At 34.5% G+C, this 22,673-nt stretch carries 20 protein-coding genes; all 20 read left to right on the forward strand.

Features of this window, described 5'->3' with window-relative positions; all coding sequences use genetic code 11:
• Positions 1-74: 74 nt before the first annotated feature.
• The gene (locus Q9R36_RS13915) at positions 75-839 is read left to right on the forward strand and encodes a tyrosine-protein phosphatase (protein WP_311225349.1); all 765 of its coding nucleotides are present in this window, start codon (positions 75-77) and stop codon (positions 837-839) included.
• A gap of 273 nt (positions 840-1,112) precedes the next feature.
• Positions 1,113-2,933, forward strand: coding sequence for a polysaccharide biosynthesis protein (locus tag Q9R36_RS13920; RefSeq protein ID WP_311225350.1), 1,821 nt, complete (start codon positions 1,113-1,115; stop codon positions 2,931-2,933).
• A 12-nt stretch (positions 2,934-2,945) separates the two neighbouring features.
• Positions 2,946-3,839: a UTP--glucose-1-phosphate uridylyltransferase GalU gene (galU, locus tag Q9R36_RS13925; RefSeq protein ID WP_311225351.1), complete on the forward strand. Its 894-nt coding sequence runs from the start codon at positions 2,946-2,948 to the stop codon at positions 3,837-3,839.
• A 1,077-nt stretch (positions 3,840-4,916) separates the two neighbouring features.
• Positions 4,917-5,576, forward strand: coding sequence for a sugar transferase (locus Q9R36_RS13930; protein ID WP_311225352.1), 660 nt, complete (start codon positions 4,917-4,919; stop codon positions 5,574-5,576).
• Positions 5,576-6,400, forward strand: a complete 825-nt coding sequence (locus Q9R36_RS13935; RefSeq protein WP_311225353.1) for an aldolase/citrate lyase family protein — start codon at positions 5,576-5,578, stop codon at positions 6,398-6,400. Before Q9R36_RS13930 ends, Q9R36_RS13935 begins: the two co-directional genes overlap by 1 nt.
• Before the next feature lie 23 nt (positions 6,401-6,423).
• On the forward strand, positions 6,424-7,338 hold the full coding sequence (locus Q9R36_RS13940; protein WP_311225354.1) for an NAD(P)-dependent oxidoreductase: 915 nt from the start codon (positions 6,424-6,426) through the stop codon (positions 7,336-7,338).
• Between the two features lie 14 nt (positions 7,339-7,352).
• On the forward strand, positions 7,353-8,468 hold the full coding sequence (locus Q9R36_RS13945; RefSeq protein ID WP_311225355.1) for a glycosyltransferase family 4 protein: 1,116 nt from the start codon (positions 7,353-7,355) through the stop codon (positions 8,466-8,468).
• Between the two features lie 4 nt (positions 8,469-8,472).
• Complete coding sequence (locus tag Q9R36_RS13950; RefSeq protein WP_311225356.1) at positions 8,473-9,039, forward strand: acyltransferase; 567 nt, start codon at positions 8,473-8,475, stop codon at positions 9,037-9,039.
• Positions 9,040-9,188: 149 nt separating this feature from the next.
• Complete coding sequence (locus Q9R36_RS13955; protein ID WP_311225357.1) at positions 9,189-10,205, forward strand: glycosyltransferase; 1,017 nt, start codon at positions 9,189-9,191, stop codon at positions 10,203-10,205.
• Positions 10,206-10,331: 126 nt separating this feature from the next.
• Positions 10,332-11,276, forward strand: a complete 945-nt coding sequence (locus Q9R36_RS13960) for a glycosyltransferase family 2 protein (RefSeq protein WP_311225358.1) — start codon at positions 10,332-10,334, stop codon at positions 11,274-11,276.
• Entirely contained in the window at positions 11,273-12,562 is a 1,290-nt protein-coding gene (locus Q9R36_RS13965) for an O-antigen ligase family protein (RefSeq protein WP_311225359.1), read from the forward strand. The genes Q9R36_RS13960 and Q9R36_RS13965 overlap by 4 nt, the downstream gene beginning before the upstream one ends.
• A gap of 108 nt (positions 12,563-12,670) precedes the next feature.
• Entirely contained in the window at positions 12,671-14,059 is a 1,389-nt protein-coding gene (locus tag Q9R36_RS13970) for an MATE family efflux transporter (RefSeq protein WP_311225360.1), read from the forward strand.
• A gap of 133 nt (positions 14,060-14,192) precedes the next feature.
• Positions 14,193-15,095, forward strand: coding sequence for a glucose-1-phosphate thymidylyltransferase RfbA (gene rfbA, locus Q9R36_RS13975; protein WP_311225361.1), 903 nt, complete (start codon positions 14,193-14,195; stop codon positions 15,093-15,095).
• The gene (gene rfbC / locus Q9R36_RS13980; RefSeq protein WP_311225362.1) at positions 15,092-15,652 is read left to right on the forward strand and encodes a dTDP-4-dehydrorhamnose 3,5-epimerase; all 561 of its coding nucleotides are present in this window, start codon (positions 15,092-15,094) and stop codon (positions 15,650-15,652) included. The genes rfbA and rfbC overlap by 4 nt, the downstream gene beginning before the upstream one ends.
• Before the next feature lie 6 nt (positions 15,653-15,658).
• Positions 15,659-16,513: a dTDP-4-dehydrorhamnose reductase gene (gene rfbD, locus Q9R36_RS13985; protein ID WP_311225363.1), complete on the forward strand. Its 855-nt coding sequence runs from the start codon at positions 15,659-15,661 to the stop codon at positions 16,511-16,513.
• Positions 16,514-17,533: a dTDP-glucose 4,6-dehydratase gene (gene rfbB, locus Q9R36_RS13990; protein ID WP_311225364.1), complete on the forward strand. Its 1,020-nt coding sequence runs from the start codon at positions 16,514-16,516 to the stop codon at positions 17,531-17,533.
• Positions 17,534-17,561: 28 nt separating this feature from the next.
• On the forward strand, positions 17,562-18,932 hold the full coding sequence (locus Q9R36_RS13995) for a UDP-glucose dehydrogenase family protein (RefSeq protein WP_311225365.1): 1,371 nt from the start codon (positions 17,562-17,564) through the stop codon (positions 18,930-18,932).
• Positions 18,913-19,938, forward strand: a complete 1,026-nt coding sequence (locus Q9R36_RS14000) for a GDP-mannose 4,6-dehydratase (protein ID WP_311225366.1) — start codon at positions 18,913-18,915, stop codon at positions 19,936-19,938. The genes Q9R36_RS13995 and Q9R36_RS14000 overlap by 20 nt, the downstream gene beginning before the upstream one ends.
• 353 nt (positions 19,939-20,291) lie before the next feature.
• The gene (locus Q9R36_RS14005; RefSeq protein ID WP_311225367.1) at positions 20,292-21,278 is read left to right on the forward strand and encodes a hypothetical protein; all 987 of its coding nucleotides are present in this window, start codon (positions 20,292-20,294) and stop codon (positions 21,276-21,278) included.
• 512 nt (positions 21,279-21,790) lie between these two features.
• Positions 21,791-22,378 carry a hypothetical protein gene (locus Q9R36_RS14010; RefSeq protein ID WP_311225368.1) on the forward strand — a complete coding sequence of 196 codons (588 nt, stop codon included), beginning with the start codon at positions 21,791-21,793 and terminating at the stop codon, positions 22,376-22,378.
• The last annotated feature ends 295 nt before the right edge of the window (positions 22,379-22,673 follow it).

Below are 22,673 nucleotides of genomic sequence, written 5' to 3' on the forward strand. Positions count from 1 at the left end.
TACCCTATAGGAGCAGAATGGTATATTAAAAAAGTCCTAGATTATTAACATTTATTTGGAAGGGGTTGGGCGCAATGATTGATATCCATTGTCATATATTGCCCGGAGTTGATGACGGAGCCAAGGATATGAGTGATACGATAGAAATGGCCAGGCAGGCTGTTTCAGAAGGGATTCATACAATCATTGCCACGCCCCATCATAGAAATGAAAGCTACGATAATACGAAAGTAGAGATACAGAATAAAGTTTCTCTAGTGAATGATGTACTGAAGCAGGAAAAAATCGGCCTTGAAATTTTGGCCGGACAGGAAACCCGGATTAATGGGGATCTGCTGGCTGACCTGGATAAAGGGGAAATCCTTCCCCTTGCCAATTCGCCTTATGTTTTCATTGAATTGCCAAGCGGACATGTGCCGCGATACACGGAGCAGCTTTTGTATGATCTGCAGATGAAAGAGCTGACACCGGTCATTGTGCATCCTGAGCGAAATGCTGAAATTATGGAACGTCCTGACGTGTTATACCAGCTGGTCAAAAAAGGGTCATTAACACAAGTGACAGCTGCAAGCTTATGCGGGTACTTCGGGAAGAAGATCAAAGGCTTCTCCCATCAGCTGATTGAAGCCAATCTGACGCACTTTATCGCTTCAGATGCCCATAACACCACAAAACGAGGCTTCAAAATGGCGGAGGCTTTTGCTGAGATTGACAGTAGATACGGTGTTGATACGGTCTTCTTATTTACAGAGAATACTGAACTCCTTGTTCAAGGGCAGAACGTAATCAAAGAAATACCCAGCCGGGTTAAAAAGAAGAAGTTTATGGGGCTGTTCTGATTCAGTCGTTCGAAATATCAGTCATTTAGATTTTTCATAAAGAACCGGTGATGTCTCCTCGCCGTTATCCAAGGGGGCACTCGGCCATTCTGTGGGATCAGGGATCTTTTCCTTAGACGCTTGTCGTCATTGGAGTGGTGTGAGGGCGGGTTGGATGCCCTTTTACATAAAAATGATAAATATCTAATGGAAACACATGAACATTCGTGTGCTTTCATTAGATATTTATTTGCATGTGTACTTTATTATACTAAAGCTATAGGAGGATTATGGATGACATTTCAAAAACGCTTAACTTTTCTGGTTGCGTTGGATTCACTTATTGTGCTGTCCGCTATTTATCTCAGTTATATTACCCTTCATCCCACATTTCAGATTTTCAAATACGAAACATTGATGCTGACATCCATTACCTTGCTCTTAAGCCATCATATCTTCGCCAGCATCTACAGGCTCTATAACAAAGCCTGGGAATATGCGAGCGTAGGCGAGCTTGTCAGCATTGTGAAGGCAGTCAGCCTTTCCATTATGATGACAGCCGTTGTTCAGCAGCTTGTCATTCAGGACATTTACTTCCGGGCCCTTATGCTCGCCTGGATGCTTCACGTCCTCCTGATTGGGGGCTCGCGCTTTGCATGGCGTGTCTACCGCGATCGCTATATCAAGCCGCAGGTCGAACAGTCAAGGGCATTGATCATTGGTGCAGGAGCAGCAGGGACCATGCTTGCCCGTCAGCTGCTGAAAAATACAGACGCTGGCATCAAGCCGGTCGCCTTTATCGATGATGACCCGAAGAAATACAGGCTGCAAATTCACGGGCTATCGGTAGTAGGCGGTTCTAAGCGCATTAGTAAGACGGTTGAAACTTTGCAAATAGATAAAATCATCATTGCCATTCCTTCTTTGAATAAGGAAGAGATGAAGAAAATCTTCGAACAGTGTGCAGGAACAGATGCCAAAACGGTGATCATGCCGCTGATTGAGGATGTGATGCTTGGAAACGTTTCGGTCAACCAGTTCCGCGATGTCCAGGTTGAGGATCTTCTCGGCAGGGAGCCTGTCCAGCTTGATACAGAAAGCATCTCACAAAAGCTGACAGGCAAAACGATCATGGTAACAGGGGCAGGCGGAAGCATCGGCTCTGAGATCTGCCGCCAGGTGATTAAATTCAATCCGAAGAAAATTGTTCTGGTCGGGCATGGGGAGAACAGCATCTATCTGATCGACTTAGAGCTCCGTAATCTCAAAATCGAGAATCTGGAAATCAGGCCGGTTATTGCTGATATCCAGGACCGGGCGAGGATCTTTGAAGTGATAGAAGAGCATCAGCCAGATGTGGTCTACCATGCAGCAGCCCATAAGCATGTGCCGCTCATGGAATACAATCCGAAAGAAGCTGTGAAAAACAATGTCATCGGCACGAAGAATGTGGCCGAGGCAGCAGATACATTCGGGGTTGGCACATTTGTGCTTGTGTCCTCCGATAAGGCGGTTAACCCAACTAACGTAATGGGCTCTACCAAACGGATTGCTGAAATGGTTATCCAGGAGCTGGACAAGGGGAGCGATACGAAATACGTCGCTGTCCGCTTCGGCAATGTCCTCGGCAGCCGCGGCAGTGTTATACCATTATTCAAAAAGCAGATCCAGGCAGGCGGACCGGTAACGGTCACCCACCCGGATATGACACGCTATTTCATGACCATCCCGGAAGCATCCAGACTGGTCATGCAGGCAGGGGCCCTGGCACGCGGCGGAGAAATCTTCGTCCTCGATATGGGAGAACCGGTCAAGATCGTCGACCTGGCAAAAAACCTCATCCAGCTGTCAGGCTATACAATAGAAGAAATCGGCATCAACTTCTCGGGAATCCGTCCTGGTGAAAAGATGTTTGAAGAGCTTCTCAATGAAAAAGAAGTGCACACAAAAGCAGTATTTCCGAAGATACATATTGGGAAGGCTGTGCTCGAGCAGGAGCATGAAGTGCATTATTTAATTGATAGATTTGAAACGATGACAGTGCAGGAGATTAGTGAGTTTGTGATTAATGTGGCTAATCGGAGAGAGAATAAGATACTATCTTTAGCGAAATAGGGGGGCTTATTAATGAAGAAAGTGCGGAAGGCGATTATTCCTGCTGCTGGGCTTGGGACGAGGTTTTTGCCGGCTACGAAGGCGATGCCGAAGGAGATGCTGCCGATTGTGGATAAGCCGACGATACAGTATATCATTGAAGAAGCAGTCGCATCAGGTATTGAGGATATCATCATTGTTACAGGCCGCGGAAAAAGAGCGATTGAGGATCATTTTGATAAATCGTATGAGCTTGAAGAGACCCTTGTGAAAAAAGAGAAGTTTGAGCTGCTCGAAGAGATACAGGATATTTCAAAGCTGGCGAATATCCATTATATCCGTCAAAAAGAACCCCTTGGATTGGGACATGCCATCGGATGTGCAAACCGTTTTATCGGAGATGAGCCGTTTGCGGTATTGCTTGGGGATGATATTGTATATTCTCCAGAGAAGCCTGGGCTTAAGCAGCTGATTGATGTGTATGAGCGGTATAATTCTTCAGTTATTGGGGTTCAGCCTGTGGCGGAGGAGGATGTATCGAAGTACGGTGTGATTTCAATTGGCCGTGGGGAAATGGAGCCAGGGGTTTTTGGAATCGATGATTTGGTTGAGAAGCCGAAGAGGGAAGAGGCGCCTTCTAATTATGCGATTATGGGGCGGTATATTTTGAGGCCGGAGATTTTCGAAGTACTAGAGAACCTCCCTTCGGGAGCTGGGGGAGAAATTCAACTGACTGATGCGATTAAGAGATTGAATGAGCAGCAGATGGTTGTTGGATGTGAGTTTAAAGGTGAGCGGCATGATGTTGGTGATAAGTTTGGGTTTGTGAGGGCGACTGTGGAGTTTGCTTTGATGCATGGAGATTTGAAGGGGAGTGTGTACGAGTACCTTAAGAGTGTGGTTGAGAGGGGGAGGGTTGGGGTTTAGGTAACACTAGACTTCAAGAATAATAAAGAGCTTGAATGAGGTTGTTCATTTTGAACAACCTTGTTGGTTTTTTGTGACAAATTAATTATTTTGTTTGCGTACACTTTAATTTGATTGTATTGGCTGTTCTTCGAACAACTTGTTATTAAAACTTTAAGCATCTTAGTCTTTGACATAATTATTAAAAATGTTGGAGGGGATTATGATGAATCACTTAAAGAAAGTGTTTTCCTTCGTATTCAATAAACGCGGCTTAACATAAATTGAGTTGTTGGCCGTTATTGTAATAATTGGGTTGTTGAGTTATATTGCTGTCATTTCTGTGTTGGGTTTGATTAAAGATACTGAGGAAGACGTTTGTGAGGCCAATCGCAGGCAGCTGGAGAAGGATTATCATCGAAAGTTGCTTCTGAATGGGGTGGATCATTCGGAGAGTCGTTTTAATTCTTTTGTTTTGGAGTTTGGTTAGGTTTGTCCTGTAGAAGGGAATGTTGTGTATGTTGATGGGCACGTTGATTGTAGCGTGCATTTGGTTGATGAGGAGACTGGAGAGGAAGATGGGGATGGAGTTCCGTTTTTGTAGGTTTGTTTTTAGGTAGGGGGTTGTGAGAGGCTTATTTAGATTGAATGGTTGTGGGGAACTGACTATCGTTGTTAGATTGAACGCTGGAAACCTTGCGGGATAAGGGTTTGAGGCGATTTTAGTGAGAATTATAGATTGATTGAATGGTATATATAATAGGAAGAAACTCGGTTATGGGTGGTTGTGAAGTGAATATCTATTTCGTATTTGCAAGGTAGATTGAATAGATATTACGAGGTGAGTATTGGAATTTGATAATAAAACACAATATGTAGTATTGATATTTAATTAAATTCGATAAAACATACTATATATAGATTTTTTTCATCTATTTCTCATATTGAATATAATATGCGAGGTGGCTATCAGAGGTAGATAACAATTTTAGTGGTTTAGTAGTTGGTTGGAATAATAGATTTAAAGATTCCGAGTAAGTCCTAAACAACTAAAGAATTATTAAATCCATAATATAGCAAAGGAGTTTGGAAATTATTATGTGTTATAAAAAGATTAAAAGGTTATTAGATATTATTTTGTCCCTGATTGGCTTAGCGGTGCTTTCTCCAGTTTTATTAATAGTGGCATTGGCTATTAAATTAGAGTCCAAAGGTCCTGTTATTTTTCAACAAGAACGTATTGGGCTAAATGGAAAAGTATTTAAGATATACAAATTCCGTTCAATGTGTGTGGGTGCTGAAAAAAGTGGTGTGTACGAGACTAAAGGTGATGCTAGGGTCACAAAGGTTGGAAAGTTTATTCGAAAGACTAGTATTGATGAATTTCCTCAGTTTTTAAATATTATTAAAGGGGACATGTCAATTATTGGCCCTCGACCAACTTTAACATACCATCCTTGGTCATTAGAAGAGTACACAAAAGAGCAAAAAAAGAGATTCAATGTTAGACCAGGAGTTACAGGGTGGGCACAGGTAAATGGCAGGAAAGAGGTGCCTTGGGATAAAAGAATTGAATTTGATGTTGAGTATGTGGAGAACCTTTCATTAGTTTTTGATTTGAGAATATTTATTAAAACAATCTTTAAAGTTATAGCAATGAAGGATAATGTAAATGTTGGAGAAACTGCTAAGAAATCTATAGATAAAAGCCATGAAACTCAGATGGCAGCTACTATAGAAGAAAGTAGGAAAAAATAATGGCTTTAAAATTAATGTACATTACTAACCAGGAAGAAATTGCTAAGATAGCTGAAAGGTGTGGAGTAGATTGGATCTTTATTGACCTTGAAATTAATGGAAAAGAAGAGCGGCAAGGTCATTTAGATACTGTTATATCTAGACACAGTATAGAAGATGTAAAAAAAGTTAAAAGGGTACTGAATACTTCTAAATTAATTGTTAGAATCAATCCGATACATGAAGGATCGAAAAATGAGATAGATAGAGTAATTAAAGATGGAGCAGATATCGTAATGCTCCCATTTTTTAAAACAAAGGAAGAAGTCGAATATTTTGTTAAACATGTAAATGGAAGGGCAGAGGTTTGTCTTTTGTGTGAAACCTCCGAGGCAGTGGATAATATAGAATCTATTTTAACAGTTAAAGGTATTGATTATATCCATATTGGATTAAATGATCTACACCTTAGTTATAATATGAAATTTATGTTCGAACTTTTAGCAAATGGAACAGTTGAAATGCTATGTGAAAAAATTAAGGCAAAGGGTATCCACTATGGGTTTGGTGGTATAGCGCAACTTGGACAAGGAACTCTTCCTGCGGAGAACATTATAGCAGAGCATTATCGTTTAGGTTCAAGCATGGCGATTTTATCCAGAAGCTTTTGTGATACGAAAAAAAATATTAATCTTCTACAGATAAATAAAATTTTTGAATATGGGATAAATCAGGTAAGAGACTTTGAAGAACAAATTAGTTACAAAGATAAAAGTTTCTTCGTTGAAAATAAGCAGATTGTTAAGGATAAAGTGATGGAGATTGTTTATACCATTACGAAATAGCTATATAAAGAGGAATGTATAAAATGAAACTATTACTTACTGGGGCATTTAAATATAGTAATGAACAACTAAACAGATTAAGGTTATTTGGATACGATATTTTATTTATTCAGGATGAGAGGATTTCTCTACAAGTAGATGTTTCAGATATTGAAGCTGTAGTTTGTAACAGTCTATTTGAAAATAATGATATTAAAAAATTTAAGAATCTGAAATTCATACAACTTACCAGTGCAGGTCTGGATAGAGTACCGCTCGAGTATATTAGGAATCGTGGTATAAAGCTTTTTAATGCCAATGGGGTTTATAGTGTTCCGATGGCTGAATGGGTAATGCTGAAAATTTTAGAAATCTATAAAAATAGTAGACAGTTTTATGACGCGCAGCGTGAAAATAAGTGGGAAAAACAACGAGAGTTGCTGGAACTTACAGATAAGACTGCTACTATTATAGGTTTTGGGAGTGTTGGGACAGAAATAGCAAAAAGACTTAAAGTATTCGGTGTAAATGTTATTGGTGTTGGAAGAAGAAATAAAGCCCCTCAAGATGTTGATGAATATTATTTGGCCGAAAATATAGATGATGTTCTGGAAAAGAGTGACATTGTTATATTGACGCTCCCTCTAACAGATGAAACAAGGCACTTTATCAATAAACAAAGTATTGAAAAAATGAAAGATAATTGTGTCCTCATCAATGTTTCTAGGGGTGGGGTTATTGATGAGTCGGCCCTAAATGAATCTCTTCAAGGTAATAAATTTCTTGGCGTTGCTCTTGATGTATTTGAGGAGGAGCCCTTACCAGAGAATAGTTTCCTCTGGAATTGTAATAAAGTAATTATTACACCTCATAATTCATTTGTATCTGATAAAGTTAATGAAAGACTGTTTGAGTTGACTGTTGAAAATTTAAACGATTATTTACAGAATAATATTTAAAAGAGGTGTAATTAATGAAAGTTGTAGTTATTTCCCCAAAAAATAAGACCTTATTTAATTTTAGAGGGGATCTTATTAAGGATATTATTTCAAATGGTCATGAAGTTATTGCTATTGGTCCAAATAGGGAATATATAGATGATGTTTTAGCACTTGGTGTAAAATTTATTGAGATCCCCTTTTCTAAGGACAATACTAGTATCTTAGGCGATATTAATTATTATAAAAGGCTTAAGAGTGTAATTAGTGCCCAAAAACCCGATTTGGTATTTAGTTATACTATAAAACCGGTAGTATATGGTAGTTTGGCTGCACGTGGAGCTGGAGTTAACAAGGTATTTCCAATGGTAACTGGCTTGGGTCGTGTTTATGCTTCGAATAGTTTAAAAGTAAAAGCCCTAAGGATGATTACCGGTGTTCTTTATAAAAGAGCATTTAAAGGTTGTAATAAAGTAATATTTCAAAACAGTGATGATTTAAAAAGGTTTGTAGAATTAGGTTACTTATCTGAAGATAAAGCTGTTCGCGTAGACGGGTCTGGAGTGAATATGTCTAGATTTAATGCCAATACTTTACCTGAAGAACCTATATTTTTAATGATAGCGAGAGTTATTAAGGAGAAAGGTGTATTTGATTTTGCAGAAGCAGCCCGCAAAGTAAAAAAACAGTACCCAGAATCTCGATTTATACTACTTGGAGGCTATGATAGTTCAATTGGAGCTATTAAACCAGAAGAATTAGCACCTTATATAAGTGATGGATCCATTGAGTTTCCAGGGGAAACAAAAGATGTTGTTCCTTATTTAGCTAAAGCAAAAGTATTTGTTTTGCCAACGTATTATCGTGAAGGACTTCCTAGAACTATCTTAGAGGCAATGGCGATGGGAAGACCAGTCCTTACAACTGATTGGCCTGGCTGCAGAGATGCTGTGACTAACGGAGTTAACGGATACCTGGTAAAGCCTCAAAACAGTAAAGATTTAGCTGAAAAGATGTTATACATGATTGAAAATCCTGAACATTTAAAACAAATGTCTGAAAACAGCTTACAACTATGTAAGGAAAAATATGATGTTCATATTGTAAACAGACACATGCTTGAAATAATGGGGCTAGATAAGGAGTTATAAAGCGATGAATTTAAAAAGGTTAACCAGAGCCATAGTTTGCCTACCATTTACTTTTTTGAAGTTTTGTTTGATGAAAATTTTCAACGGGAACAGATTTAAGTTTCACTATTTAGAACTTTTCTCTCCTTTATCAGAAGTGTCTATATCAAAAGGTGGAGTTATTAAATTAGGTAAATTAGTAAGAGCACAAAGTGGAACCAGAATTAGAGCAAGAGAGAATGCAACACTTATCATTGGCAAAAATACGGCTTTTAATACAGGTTGTGTAGTTACATGTAGATATAATATAAAGATAGGTGAAGGAGTTGAGTTTGGTCCTAACGTACTAATTTATGATCATGACCATGATTTTAGGATAGAAGGTGGCATTAAAGCCAAAAGTTACAAATATGGTAACGTAGAAATTGGAAATAATGTTTGGATAGGTGCTAATACAGTCATTCTTCGAGGGACAAAGATTGGAGATAATAGTGTGGTAGGAGCAGGGTCTATTATACGGGGGGAATACCCAGCCAATAGTATTATTGTTCAAAAAAGACAAACTGAAGTTAAACCTTATAAAACAGAGTAATAATAATTTAGTAATTTCTCAGAAGCGTTAGTACAGATATAATTTTAATAGTAATATCTTGAACAAATAAACTATATTCCTTCGTATTAATGATGTTTTAAATACATTATGGGAATAAATACTGGATACTTATAAATTGAGGTGGAAGAATGAAGAGTGTTTGTATTATTTTATTAAATTATAATGGAACAACCGATACAATTGCTTGTATAGAGAGTATAGAGAGACTAGATGTAAGAAACCTTAACACTAAAGTTGTAATTATCGATAATAACAGTGAACATGATCAGTGTAAGAAATTAGAATCTTATTTAAATGATAATCAGAGCTATAATGTAAATAACAATTTATCGGAAAGTAAATATATACTTTTAAAAAATAAGATGAATTTAGGGTTTGCTGGTGCTAATAATAAAGCTATAAGATTTGCGGAAGAACATTATGATTTTGATTACTATTTATTACTAAATAATGATACAGAATTAAGAGAAGATAGTTTACAAAAGTTGATAATTGCATTTAATGATACAGAAGTTGGTGCTGCTTCAGGTTTAATCTTAGACTATGCTTCTAAATCAAAGATTTGGTATGCAGGTGGTTATGTATCTCGGATTAGGGCTAAAGGTAAGCATGAATTCTATGGACAGGATGTATCTACTTTAGATTTAAGAGCTAAGACAACAAAATTCCTCTCAGGTTGTTTTGTAATGTTTGATAGAAAGGCGTTATTAGATATTCAATTACTAAATGAGCGGTATTTTTTTGGTACTGAAGAGTATGACTATAGTCTAAAACTTAGAGACTTAGGATATAAGTTAATGTTCATACCAGAATCGGTGATTTACCATAAAGTAAAGATTGATGAGGGGAATGGATCCAGTCATAATATCAAAGAATTAATATTTATTTACAATAGTATGAGGAATAAATATCTACTGAATTATTTTAATTATAATGTAATTACTAAAAATTTGTGGGTACTATTTTCAAAGTTCTATATAAAATATATTTTATATAGAAGGTTAAGTAAAAATGGTAGAAATGATCTGATAGATAAAGAGTCAGTTAGGGTCCTTTACGATTATTACATTAAAAATATATCTAAAAAGTTTATTGATTATAGAGAATTTAATGAAGTAAGAGAAAAGTTAAAGAAAATTGATTAAATGGTAAGTTTATCCATAAAGCATGAAATTTTATAAATTTAAACCCTTAGAAGGTGTTATGTAGATTTTATACAAATCTAATAATGTAATCTGGAAAATAAATAATAGGTAAGGGATTTGTTTGATATGGATATAAAATATTCAATAATTATTCCTCTTTATAATAAAGAAGATTTTATAAAAAACACGATACTAAGTATTAAAAATCAAAACTATAAAAATTATGAAATTATTGTTATTGATGATATGAGTAAGGATAAAAGCTTCTCTAATGTAACAGAATTAAAAAAAGAACTTAATTATGGTGAATTATTTATATATAGGAATGAAAAAAACAGTGGGGTTGTTCTTACACGTAATAAAGGGATTGAGCTAGCCAATGGCGATTATTTAATATTTTTGGACGCCGATGATGAATTAGCTGATGTAAATTTCTTAAACAATATAAATAATTATATAAAGCAATATAATGCGGAGTATATTTTGACAACTCGTAATTATTATGGAAAATTTCTTAAGCCAAACTTTAAATTTATCCGTAAATATTTAAGTTTATTAAATAAGGACTTTTACAAAGTTACTAATAATAGAAAAGTTGTCCTTAAAGGGAATTTTCCTTTTGGTGGTAGTGCATCCGCGGTTATTGCTAGAGAACTTCTAAACAACCATAGGTTTGACAATGAAGAATCTGCATATGAAGATTGGTTGTTTTTTATAAAGTTATTTTTAAAAACGGAAGTTTATTATTATAGACCGGCAGCAGTGAAAGTAAATTACGATAATAATTCACTTTCAAACTCAAAAGAAATTAATAAAAATGTTATCCCGAAGCTGCCTAAATTATTATCATATTTAAACGAAAGTGAGGAAAACTCTCAATTAAGAAAAAGGTTTTTCTGGATTTGGATGACAGGAGTAATAAGAAGAAATAGGGCTAAGTCAAATATAAGAAAAATAGTTCAATTGTATAAAGCTTATATGTATAAAAATTTAGTCTTAAATAAATATTCTATCTATTGCATTAGCATGATTTTAATATTCTTAATAAAGAGAGAGACATCAAAGTCATGAAATGGGAAACATCAATTACAAGAAATAAATTGATCCAATCTTTCTTAATAGTCATTTTTACACTCTTAGTTTTTAAAATTACTCCAATCAGTGTTTTAGGTACCCAGTGGGGATACACGCTAATTGAAATACTAATAACCTTTTTTTTGATACTCTTTTGGATATTCCATAGTAACCTTAGAATAAAGATAGACTTTATATCAGTATTATTATTAATATTGTTATTTATGTCAGGTATATTTGGAATAAGAAGTTTATTTGGTTATCAAGCTGATTTTAAGATGATGTTTAATTTAGTATTATATTTACTTATATACTTAACGACATTTAATGTAATTAGAAGGTTGGAAATAGACAAAAAGAAAATACTAAAAAGTATGTATTTAATACTATATTTTAATATCATTTTATCGATTGTGGCATATTTTAATCCAAGTATATTCGAAATATTTAACATTGTTTTTGAAACGACAAAAAGCGCAACTGCTGGAGCATATTATCAAAGATTTTCCGGAACTTTTGCAAACCCAAACTTCTTCGGTATATTTTACGCTATCATTGGCATATGTCTCTTGTATTTATTTATAACTCGAGATAAAAAGAAAATACATTTTCTTATAGGGTTTATTTTGAGCTTCTATTTAGTTAACATTAGTGGTTCACGAAGTGGATTGCTAACTTTTTTATTCTTATTACTAGTAATGGTTATTCTTATACTAACTAATAATTTCGGGAAAATTAAAAAAACAAAGTTTGTTTTAAATATAATTTTATATTCTGGTTTAATTGTTATTACCCTATCTTCTGTATTAATAATTAGCGACACAAATAATCTGAATTGGGCTATGATCGCTGAGTCAATGAATTCAAGGCTATTAGATTCTGATAGTACTAAGTCAAATTTAATGGGAAGAATAGAAATGGCTAGTTATGCCATATCTAGATTTACTGAAAGTCCTTTAATAGGAGTAGGTCCAATGACATCTTCGACCGATAATCAGTATGCTAGGATGTTAATGGAATCAGGTGTAATTTTCTTTGGAGTATTCTTACTTTTAATTTTATATATACTAATTACTAGATTCAGACTATGTAAAAATACAAGAGATGGATTTGAAAGAGAAATTTATGTATTTACTATACTAGCAACTTTTGCATTGGTTATAAATATGTTTGGTGCAGCAATTTTTCAGGTAACACAATTAACATCCCTTTTTTTCTTTCTCTTGGCACTAAATAAAGGGTTATCTAAGGATAACCACAAAGTAAATAAAAAAATTATGTAGTTCAAAATCTAAATTAAAATTTAATTAGTGTTAATAAAAAATATGGAGTAATACAAAGGAATATACAGTAACAAATTCTCTATATTAACAAAAGAGGGTTAATATAATATGCATTTAAGAAAAGATATAAAAAAGGTATTCAGTTCAAATATAATTACGTTATCAATAGCTGTGATTTCAGGCTTCATAATCCCAGCTTTTTTAAGCTTAGAAGATTATGCTAATTTGAAAACATTTAGTTTATATTTAAGTTTTGTGGGATTATTACATTTTGGCTTTGTTGATGGAATTTTTGTAAAGTATGGTGGGAGTATTGAAAAAGAAATAGATAGAGCTCTTATAAAAGGGGAACACCGGTTTTTCATAATTTTTCAAATGATTATATCTGCCATAGTTGTGATCATTTCAATAGCAATACAAGACCCAATTCTATTAGCAATTTCATTTGCTATTATACCTTTTAATTTTCTTTCATTTTACAATTTATTTTATCAGGCATTAGGCGAATTCACAAAGTATTCTAAAACAATTGTAATCTCACCAATAATACTATTTATTTTAAATATAGTACTAATTTTTATAATTGAAACTAGTAATTATTGGTATTTTATTGTTGCGAATATTTTCTCATATTTTATAGTGTTTATTTATTTTGAATTCAAATTTTATGTCGAGTATAAAGATGTTAAGTCAACTGTGAAAATGGTTGATATAAAAAGCCATTTCAAAATTGGATCAATCATATTAGTAGGTAACTCAATTGCTTTACTTCTCTATTCTGCTGATAGATGGATGGTGAAATTTGCTCTAGACCTAGAGAGTTTTGCATACTATTCATTTGCAATATCCATGATGACTCTAATTAATGTCTTTATAAAATCAATTACTTCAATCTTTTACCCTTATTTATCCAGAAATGAAGATAACTTACTTCCCAATAAATTAAAAAATTACTTTTTAATAATAGGTTCTTTTTTTAGTATAACTTATTTTGGTTTTGCAGTAATTGTGACGTATTTCATGCCTAAATATTATCCTGCACTAAGTATAATTGCAATATTGTTTATGGGTTTTCCAGCTATTATTACAATCAAAGCATTATATGTAAACCTATATAAAATTCAAAAAAAGCAAATGTTGTATCTTAAAACAACATTAGGCATCTTAGTCATTTCCTTGTTTCTAAATGTACTTGCTATTGTTCTATTCAAAAGTAACTTTGCTATAGCAATAGCTACTACTTTATCATTCTTTATTTGGTATTTTTATTCTTCAAGGCACTTTGAATCTATTACTATTCAAAAAAGGGAAGTATATTTTATTTCAGTCTTTATAACTCTATTTATTATAAATACACAGCTTATAGAATTATGGTTAGGTATGTTCAGTTTTATATCTAGTTTAATGGCGTCTGTCTATTTCTTTTATAAAAATGATTTTAGAGAATTAATTTTTATTTTAATTAAACGAAAAATAAAGGTAGAAAAAGAGTTGTAACGAACGGTTTCTTTATATTTTGTTTATGTTAAAGACTAGTAATACACTCAAGAAAGTTTTTCTTATAGAAAAAGATAAACTTATATTTAAGAAGATAATTTACTTTTAGACTGCAAGAAGGGAGTTATATGAAATGAAAGGTATAATTTTAGCAGGAGGTAGCGGTACAAGGCTGTATCCTTTAACAAAAACTATTTCCAAACAACTATTACCTATTTATGATAAGCCTATGATTTATTATCCATTATCAGTACTAATGTTGGCAGGTATCAAAGATATATTGATAATTTCCACCCCAGTTGATACTCCAAGATTTGAACAACTACTAGGAAATGGTAGTGAACTTGGAATTAACCTTAGCTATGCTATACAAGAAACGCCTGATGGTTTAGCACAGGCTTTTTTAATTGGTGAGGAGTTTATTGGAGACGATAGCGTGGCTTTAGTTTTAGGAGATAATATTTTTTACGGTCACGGCTTTACAAAATTATTAGAGAATGCTTCATCAAGGGAGACAGGTGCAACTGTTTTTGGCTACAATGTTAAAGATCCGCAACGATTCGGTGTAGTAGAGTTTAATCAAGAAGGAAAGGCAGTTTCAATAGAAGAGAAGCCAAAAATTCCAAAGTCGACGTATGCAGTAACTGGGCTGTATTTCTATGATAATAGAGTTGTAGAAATTGCTAAACAGGTTAAGCCATCAGAACGTGGTGAGCTAGAGATAACAGATATTAACCAAGCCTATTTAAAACTAGGAGACTTGAATGTAGAGTTATTAGGTAGAGGGTTTGCATGGTTAGATACGGGTACACATGAATCTTTGCTCGAGGCATCAACCTACATTGAAACTGTTGAAAAGCGACAAAGTTTAAAGGTTGCTTGTTTAGAAGAAATAGCATATAGGAAGGGTTATATAACTAAAAGTCAATTATTAGAACTAGCAGAGCCTCTAAAAAAGAATGAGTACGGAAAATACCTTATCAGATTAGCAAACCAACAGATAGAAGCAGTACGTCAAGAGGAGGTTCTTGCATGAATTTTATAGAAACTAGTTTGAATGGAGTTATTATAGTAGAGCCAAAAGTATTTGGTGATCACCGTGGATGGTTTATGGAAGCATATAATGAATCAGCTTTTTTAGAGTCAGGTATAGATGTAAATTTTGTTCAGGATAATCAATCATTCTCAGCCACTAAAGGTACATTAAGAGGATTGCATTATCAATTAAATCCTAAAGCACAAACTAAGTTAGTACGCTGTACAAGGGGAGCAATATTTGATGTTGCTGTAGATATTCGAGAAGGCAGTCCTTCTTATGGAAAGTGGGTTGGTATTGAGCTAAATTCCGAAAATAAAAAACAATTATTAGTACCAAAAGGTTTTGCGCATGCGTTTATAACTTTAACAGATAATGTTGAGGTACAGTATAAGGTAGATGAACTTTACTCACCAGAAAATGATCGTGGTATTATTTGGAATGATCCTGAAATTGGTATTGATTGGCCAATGGATATAAATCCTATTCTTTCAGAAAAAGACCAAAAAGCACCTCTGTTAAAAAATTCTGAAAACAATTTTATTTATGGAGAGTAGTTTATTATGAAGGTTCTAGTAACTGGTTACACTGGTCAACTTGGTTATGACGTTGTACGAGAAGGTAAAAAACGTGGAATAAGCATGTTAGGAATTGGTAGAGAAGACTTAGACATAATTAATGAAGCTGAAGTATATCAATATGTACAAAAAATAAATCCTGATGTAATCATTCATTGTGCTGCATATACAGCAGTTGATAAAGCTGAAGATGATAAAGAAACATGCTGGAATGTAAATGTATTAGGTACAAAATATATTGCAACAGCATCTAAGAATGTTAATGCAAAATTTATGTATATAAGTACTGATTATGTTTTCGATGGTAAAGGTGAAGAACCCTTTAAAGAAACTGATAAGCCAACTCCAGTGGGCTATTATGGTTTAACGAAATATGAAGGAGAAAAGGTTGTAAGAGATTTACTAGAAGAGCATTTTATCGTTCGTATTTCATGGGTTTTCGGAATCAATGGGCATAATTTTATAAAAACCATGCTTCGATTATCTGAAACTCGTAATGAATTAAATGTTGTCGGAGATCAATATGGTTCACCAACATATACATTTGATTTAGCACGTTTGTTAATTGACATGATTCAAACGGAAAAGTATGGTGTCTATCATGCATCAAACGAGGGTTTTTGTACATGGGCAGAGTTTTCTTCTGAAATCTTTCAACAAGCCAATAAAGCTGTTACTGTAAACTCAATTTCAACTAAAGAATATCCAACACGTGCTGTTCGGCCCAAAAACTCACGTATGTCAAAGCAAAAGCTAATTGACAATGGATTTAAGTCGTTACCAAAGTGGCAGGATGCTTTAAAACATTATTTAAATGAATTAGCACAAGAGGTGAAATAAGTGGAACAAAAAAAAATTCTTGTTACAGGTGGTGCCGGATTTATCGGTGGTAACTTTGTTCAATATATGGTGGAAAAGTATCCTCAATATGATATTTATAATTTAGATTTATTAACCTATGCAGGAGATTTAACAAAGCACAAACATATTGAAACAAAAGATAATTATCACTTTGTTAAAGCAGATATTGCTGATCGTGAAACGATACTGGCTCTTTTTGAAAAAGAAAAATTTGACTACGTTATTCATTTTGCTGCAGAAAGCCATGTTGATCGCTCCATCACAGATCCAGGTATTTTTGTGCAAACGAATGTTGTCGGGACCCAAGTATTGTTAGACGCATCGAGAGCAGCTGATATTACAAAATTTGTTCATGTATCAACAGATGAAGTATATGGTGAGTTAGATTTTGATCCTACAACATTTTTCACAGAAGAAACACCGCTACAGCCTAACAGCCCATATAGTGCAAGTAAAGCTTCATCAGATTTATTAGTACGTGCATATCATGAAACTTACGGTTTACCAGTTAATATTACGCGTTGTTCAAATAACTATGGGCCATACCATTTTCCTGAGAAACTCATTCCATTAACAATCTCACGTGTTTTAAATGAACAAAAGGTACCCGTTTATGGAGATGGAAAAAACATTCGTGATTGGTTACATGTTATTGACCATTGTGCAGCGATAGATTTAGTACTACATGAAGGAGTTAATGGTGAAGTTTATAACGTAGGTGGGCATAATGAGCGGACAAATTTAGAAGTAGTTAAAACGATCATAAAAACTTTAGGTAAATCCGAAGGTTTAATTGAATTTGTTAAAGATAGACTTGGTCACGATAAACGTTATGCAATAGATCCTACAAAACTAGAAGAGTTAGGATGGAAGCCAACTTATACTTTTGAAACGGGGATAGCTCAAACTATTCAATGGTATCTTGATAACAAAGAATGGTGGGAGCAAATTTTAAGTGGTGAATATCGGAACTATTTTGAAAAACAGTACAGTATGTAATCTCTACAATAGGAAAGGAGGCACTACTATGTTTAAAATAGCAGTAGCAGGAACAGGTTATGTCGGCCTAGTTGCTGGTGTGTGTTTTGCTGAAGTGGGTCATCAAGTAACTTGTGTAGATATAGATGAACAAAAAGTAGAATTCATGAAATCTGGAGTTTCTCCAATTTATGAAACAGGTTTACAAGAGTTGATGAAAAAAAATTATTCTGCTGGAAGAATTGAATATACCACTGATTTCAAATCAGCATACAAAGATGCTGATGCAATTTTTATTGGTGTTGGGACCCCTGAGCAACCTGATGGTTCTGCAAATTTATCATACATTGCTACAGTTGCTAGACAAATTGCTGAATCGGTAGAAAAAGATTGTCTAGTAGTAGTTAAATCGACAGTTCCAGTTGGAACGAATGATAAAGTGGAACAGTTTATACAGGACTTTTTAGTCAAAGATGTGAAAGTGGAGGTAGCATCAAACCCTGAATTCCTAGCGCAAGGATCTGCAGTTCGTGATACTCTTCATGCTGAGCGAATCATTATAGGAACAGAAAGTAAGTGGGCTGAGGAATTATTAACGAAAATCTATAAACCGTTTCATTTACCGATTGTTTCAGTAAATAGAAGATCGGCAGAAATGATAAAATATGCATCCAATGACTTCCTTGCATTAAAGATCTCTTATATGAATGACATAGCTAATCTTTGTGAATTGGTTGGAGCGGATATTCAGGATGTAGCTAAAGGAATGAGCTTTGATGAGCGTATTGGAAGTAAGTTCTTAAATGCAGGGATTGGCTTTGGTGGATCATGCTTCCCTAAGGATACAAAAGCGCTTGAGTATATTGCTAAACAGAACGGTTATGAACTTAAAACTGTTAAAGCGGCTATTGATGTTAACATTGAACAAAAAACAATGCTTTATAAGAAAGCTAGTAAAAGGCTTATTACATTTAATGGTCTTAAGGTAGCGGTATTAGGACTGACTTTTAAGCCTGGAACGGACGATTTAAGAGAGGCAGCTTCTCTAGAGAATATACCTTTGTTATTGGAACAAGGTGCAGATATCTATGCTTTTGATCCTGTAGGTGCAGACAATTTTGCTAAGGTTCATCCAGAAGGTAAAAATGGCAAAGGCAGCATCACCTATGTTCGTAATATTGAGCATGCTTTGGAAGATGCAAATGTTTGCTTTATTTTTACTGAATGGGGAGAAGTTAAAGCACTCTCAGCAGAGGCATATAAGAAGTTAATGCGAACTCCTTTAGTGTATGACGGTAGAAATATTTATGATGTAAAAGCTATGCAAGAAGCAGGTGTTGAGTACCATTCAATCGGTAGAAAGCCTTCGACCAGAGAAGGCCTGAAGGAGTCGAATAACGTTGAACTACAAAGCTATTGATAGTAGTAAAACATACCTGATCACCGGGGCAGCTGGGTTTATTGGCTTTTATTTATCTGAGAAGTTGTTAAAGCAGGGCTGCAAGGTTGTTGGTATAGATAATATCAATGATTATTACGATGTGAAGCTAAAGCACACCCGTTTGAGTCAGCTGGATCCTTATGAGAATTTTACTTTTATCAAAGGTGACATCTCTGATAAGGATATGGTTATGAAAACCTTTGAAGAGTACAGGCCAGATGTGGCAGTTAACCTTGCTGCCCAAGCTGGTGTACGCTATTCTATTGAGAACCCGGATGTTTACATTCAAAGTAATATCATTGGCTTCTATAACATCCTAGAGGCCTGCAGATACTATCCAGTAGATCATCTTGTCTACGCGTCATCGAGCTCTGTTTATGGAGCCAATAAAAAGGTTCCTTTTGAAGAAACAGATTCCGTGGATAATCCTGTATCACTTTATGCTTCTACTAAGAAATCGAATGAATTAATGGCCCACACGTATAGCCATCTTTATAAAATTCCAGCTACAGGGCTACGCTTCTTTACGGTCTATGGACCAATGGGTCGCCCGGACATGGCTTATTTCGGATTTACAGATAAATATTTCGCTGGAGAGCCAATCAAAATTTTTAATAACGGAGATTTTGAAAACGATCTTTATCGGGACTTCACCTATATTGATGACATTGTAGAAGGCATTGAACGTCTAATCAGCAGTCCGCCTGCTGGTAATGTGCAGCATAAAGTCTTTAATATTGGCAACAACAGTCCGGAGAAGTTGATGGTATTTATTGAAACATTGGAGAAGGCATTAAGCAACTCTTTAGGAAGAGAGGTTCAGTTTAAGAAGGTGTTTGAACCGATTAAGCCGGGGGATGTGCCTGCTACTTATGCTTCTACTGATCAGTTGCAAGAGGCGGTTGGTTTTAAGCCTGAGACGACTATTGCGGATGGGTTGCAGAGGTTTGCGGATTGGTATGTGGCGTATTATAAGAAAAGTTAAATTTAATAACTAAAAGGACCCTATCGATGTAGGGTCCTTTAATTTTGTACATTGGCCCTAGACAACAAAAGTAATCAGACACTCTTTTAGTAGGATGAATAGTTATAGATTAAGAAATTTATGGCTTTTTACATTACAAAAAGTGAAGCGTGGGATGAAAAATCGAAAATTCAATTAAAAGTTTTACCCTCTATATTAAGAAACTGCTAGAAAAGATAGTCAGTTTCATTATTAGGTCTAATCTAAGATACTTAGTATTTTCATCTTTCACTGTATTGGGTATTCCTACACTATTATATAGTATCGGATACATAATTTTATACGGCCTATACTTTGGAGGAGTAGAATATTCTTTGTTGGATATCTCCGTTACTTACGTTCCAATAAACAAAATAACTTGCGTTTTCACAGGCCTGTTTTTTATAGCATTAATGTCACTATTCTATATATTAATAATTTATATTCGCAATGAACAGAATTTTAAAAAAAGAATAGGGATAATTTTTGTTAGTATTCTTTTTCTACTCACAGTACATATAGCTCTATCAATTATTTTAGTGTCTCCTGCTATGAATACTATTCACATTAATATTCTTAAATTATCAATTTTATGGCTGTTACCCCTAGTTATGGCCCTAGTTTTTGCCTTTACAAATTTTATTGCTATGAACTTTATAAAGGTAGCCTTCTCTGTAGTTTTATCTGCATTAACCATATTATTTATTAATAATCACATTATGACAATGCCTTTAGAGGTACTTATTAGCTTAATAATTTTCACTACGGCTATCTTACTAATGATATTTAAATTTGTTAATAACCAACCATTATTTATTTGGGGATTTGGTTTTATAGTCAGTTATGTATTTGTTGAGGGGTTCTTTGCATTTTATTTGATATCCTATTCCAATTGGATCATATTGTTATTATCTATACTTATATTCTCTACTTTAATAGGTTATTTATTATATAAATTATTTAATACGGATGGGAAAGAGGATTCAAAAATCAAAGAAGCAATTAATCCACCTCAAAGATCGAAAAAAAATCCTTTTGACCTCATAAAAGTTATAGTATTGATATCATCACTTCTAATTCTTGTTATTTTACCGCTAATAGGACTTACGCTATTTACCCTGGGTGATTATGTAGGAGATACTTTAGATCAGGCGGGTTTAATTTCTTACGAAGAGATCAACTTCGTTGATTATGAAACTGTTACAGGCAAAGTAGTATCAACAGACTCAAATAATATATATGTTTCTCAGAAAAATAGGACGTTGAGAGTCATTAAACTCCCCCATACTCTTGTAGAGTGGGATAGTCGGAGCGGTTTCTAGACTAGGGTGTCACTCCCCTACATTTTCTTTTTTTAAAGGTGTGTTCACAGAGGGTTGGTAAGATTAGGGATACTGTAAATTTATGGGTTTTATTGTTTCATATGTTTCACAGATAGTTCTAGAGATTGCAAAAACATGAGAGGGTAGGAAACAGAAGCAGTTAGGTTAATGAAAACTAGCTGCTTTTGTCTGTGGTTATTTGAAGGGTTTTCATAAAAGAGGCTTGTTCAATACTTGTTGCGCCTTCCTGGTTGAGCGGTGAGAGAGACTAAAGAGTGAGTGCTGGTACACTAAATGTATTACAATATGATTTGGCAGAACCGAAAGTGATCATCCATTTTTCTTGGGTGGAGGAAAGGAAGAATGGTGTCCTTGTTAGTAAAAACAATACAATAAAAACCGCGTCAATCATTACCACTAGTGAAGGCTAATTAAATTTATCTAACTATAGTTTTATTTTAAACTTAGTGATATTATATATTGGTAAATTATATCAAATGTCTGGAGGACTTATGGCTGGAGCGGTGGTATTATGTATTCTCAGTGTATTAGCTTTGGTTGCATCTGTTTGGTTTAGTTATCTAGCGTATAAGCAAATTGAAAGCAAGGATGTTCAGAATGGAATTCTCTGGGGCATCATTAGCTATATGGCTTTCAGCTTTTTCTTATACTTTTCAAATAATATATTTGAAATATTAAGTGAGGTACTCAAGAATTTAAATATAAATATTTCTTGGTTATCAAGTATAGTAAATTATGGACATCTAATCGTAGCAGGTATTGCACTTGCTAAGTTACTAACTCAGTTAATACCTTTAGCAATATTGGTCATAAAGCAACGGTTTAAAAAAGAAACCACTAAACCTAAACAAACAAAGATCAACATATGGAAATCATTTATAATAAGTTCGATTATTAAATTTATTGGTTCACTTATATTTATAATCATTTATGTTGTGTTCATGGAATTAGTCAATTGGGTTCGACCCAGAAGTACAGAGGTACAACTTATAAATACCTTTGCCATTTTACTGTTTGTATCCAACATTGTTATTAAATATGCCCCAAACAAATCAGACAATGATAAAAATGAAAAATAAGAATCTGTGGCATGATCTAGATTTGGTGCCTGTCACTCCCCGCATTTTCTTGTTTCACAAATGTGTTTCACAGAGGGTTGTGTTGATGTGTGGTTTTTTTAAGGTAATGGTGAGGTCTGACTAGGTCTGTCAGGTTTTAAAGAGGGTTAGTCATGGGATGGCCGGGCTGTGCCATTACATTTACCTATAGCTGAATGCGCTGCAGCATTACTCATTGTAGTAATGCTGCAGCGTTATTTATTTTATGCTTGGTTACCGGTAAAAAAGGCGGTGCAAGGTGTCAGGAAGTTAACGG

This window comes from Bacillus sp. AG4(2022) (assembly GCF_031844465.1).
Lineage (GTDB): Bacteria > Bacillota > Bacilli > Bacillales > Cytobacillaceae > Bacillus_AB > Bacillus_AB infantis.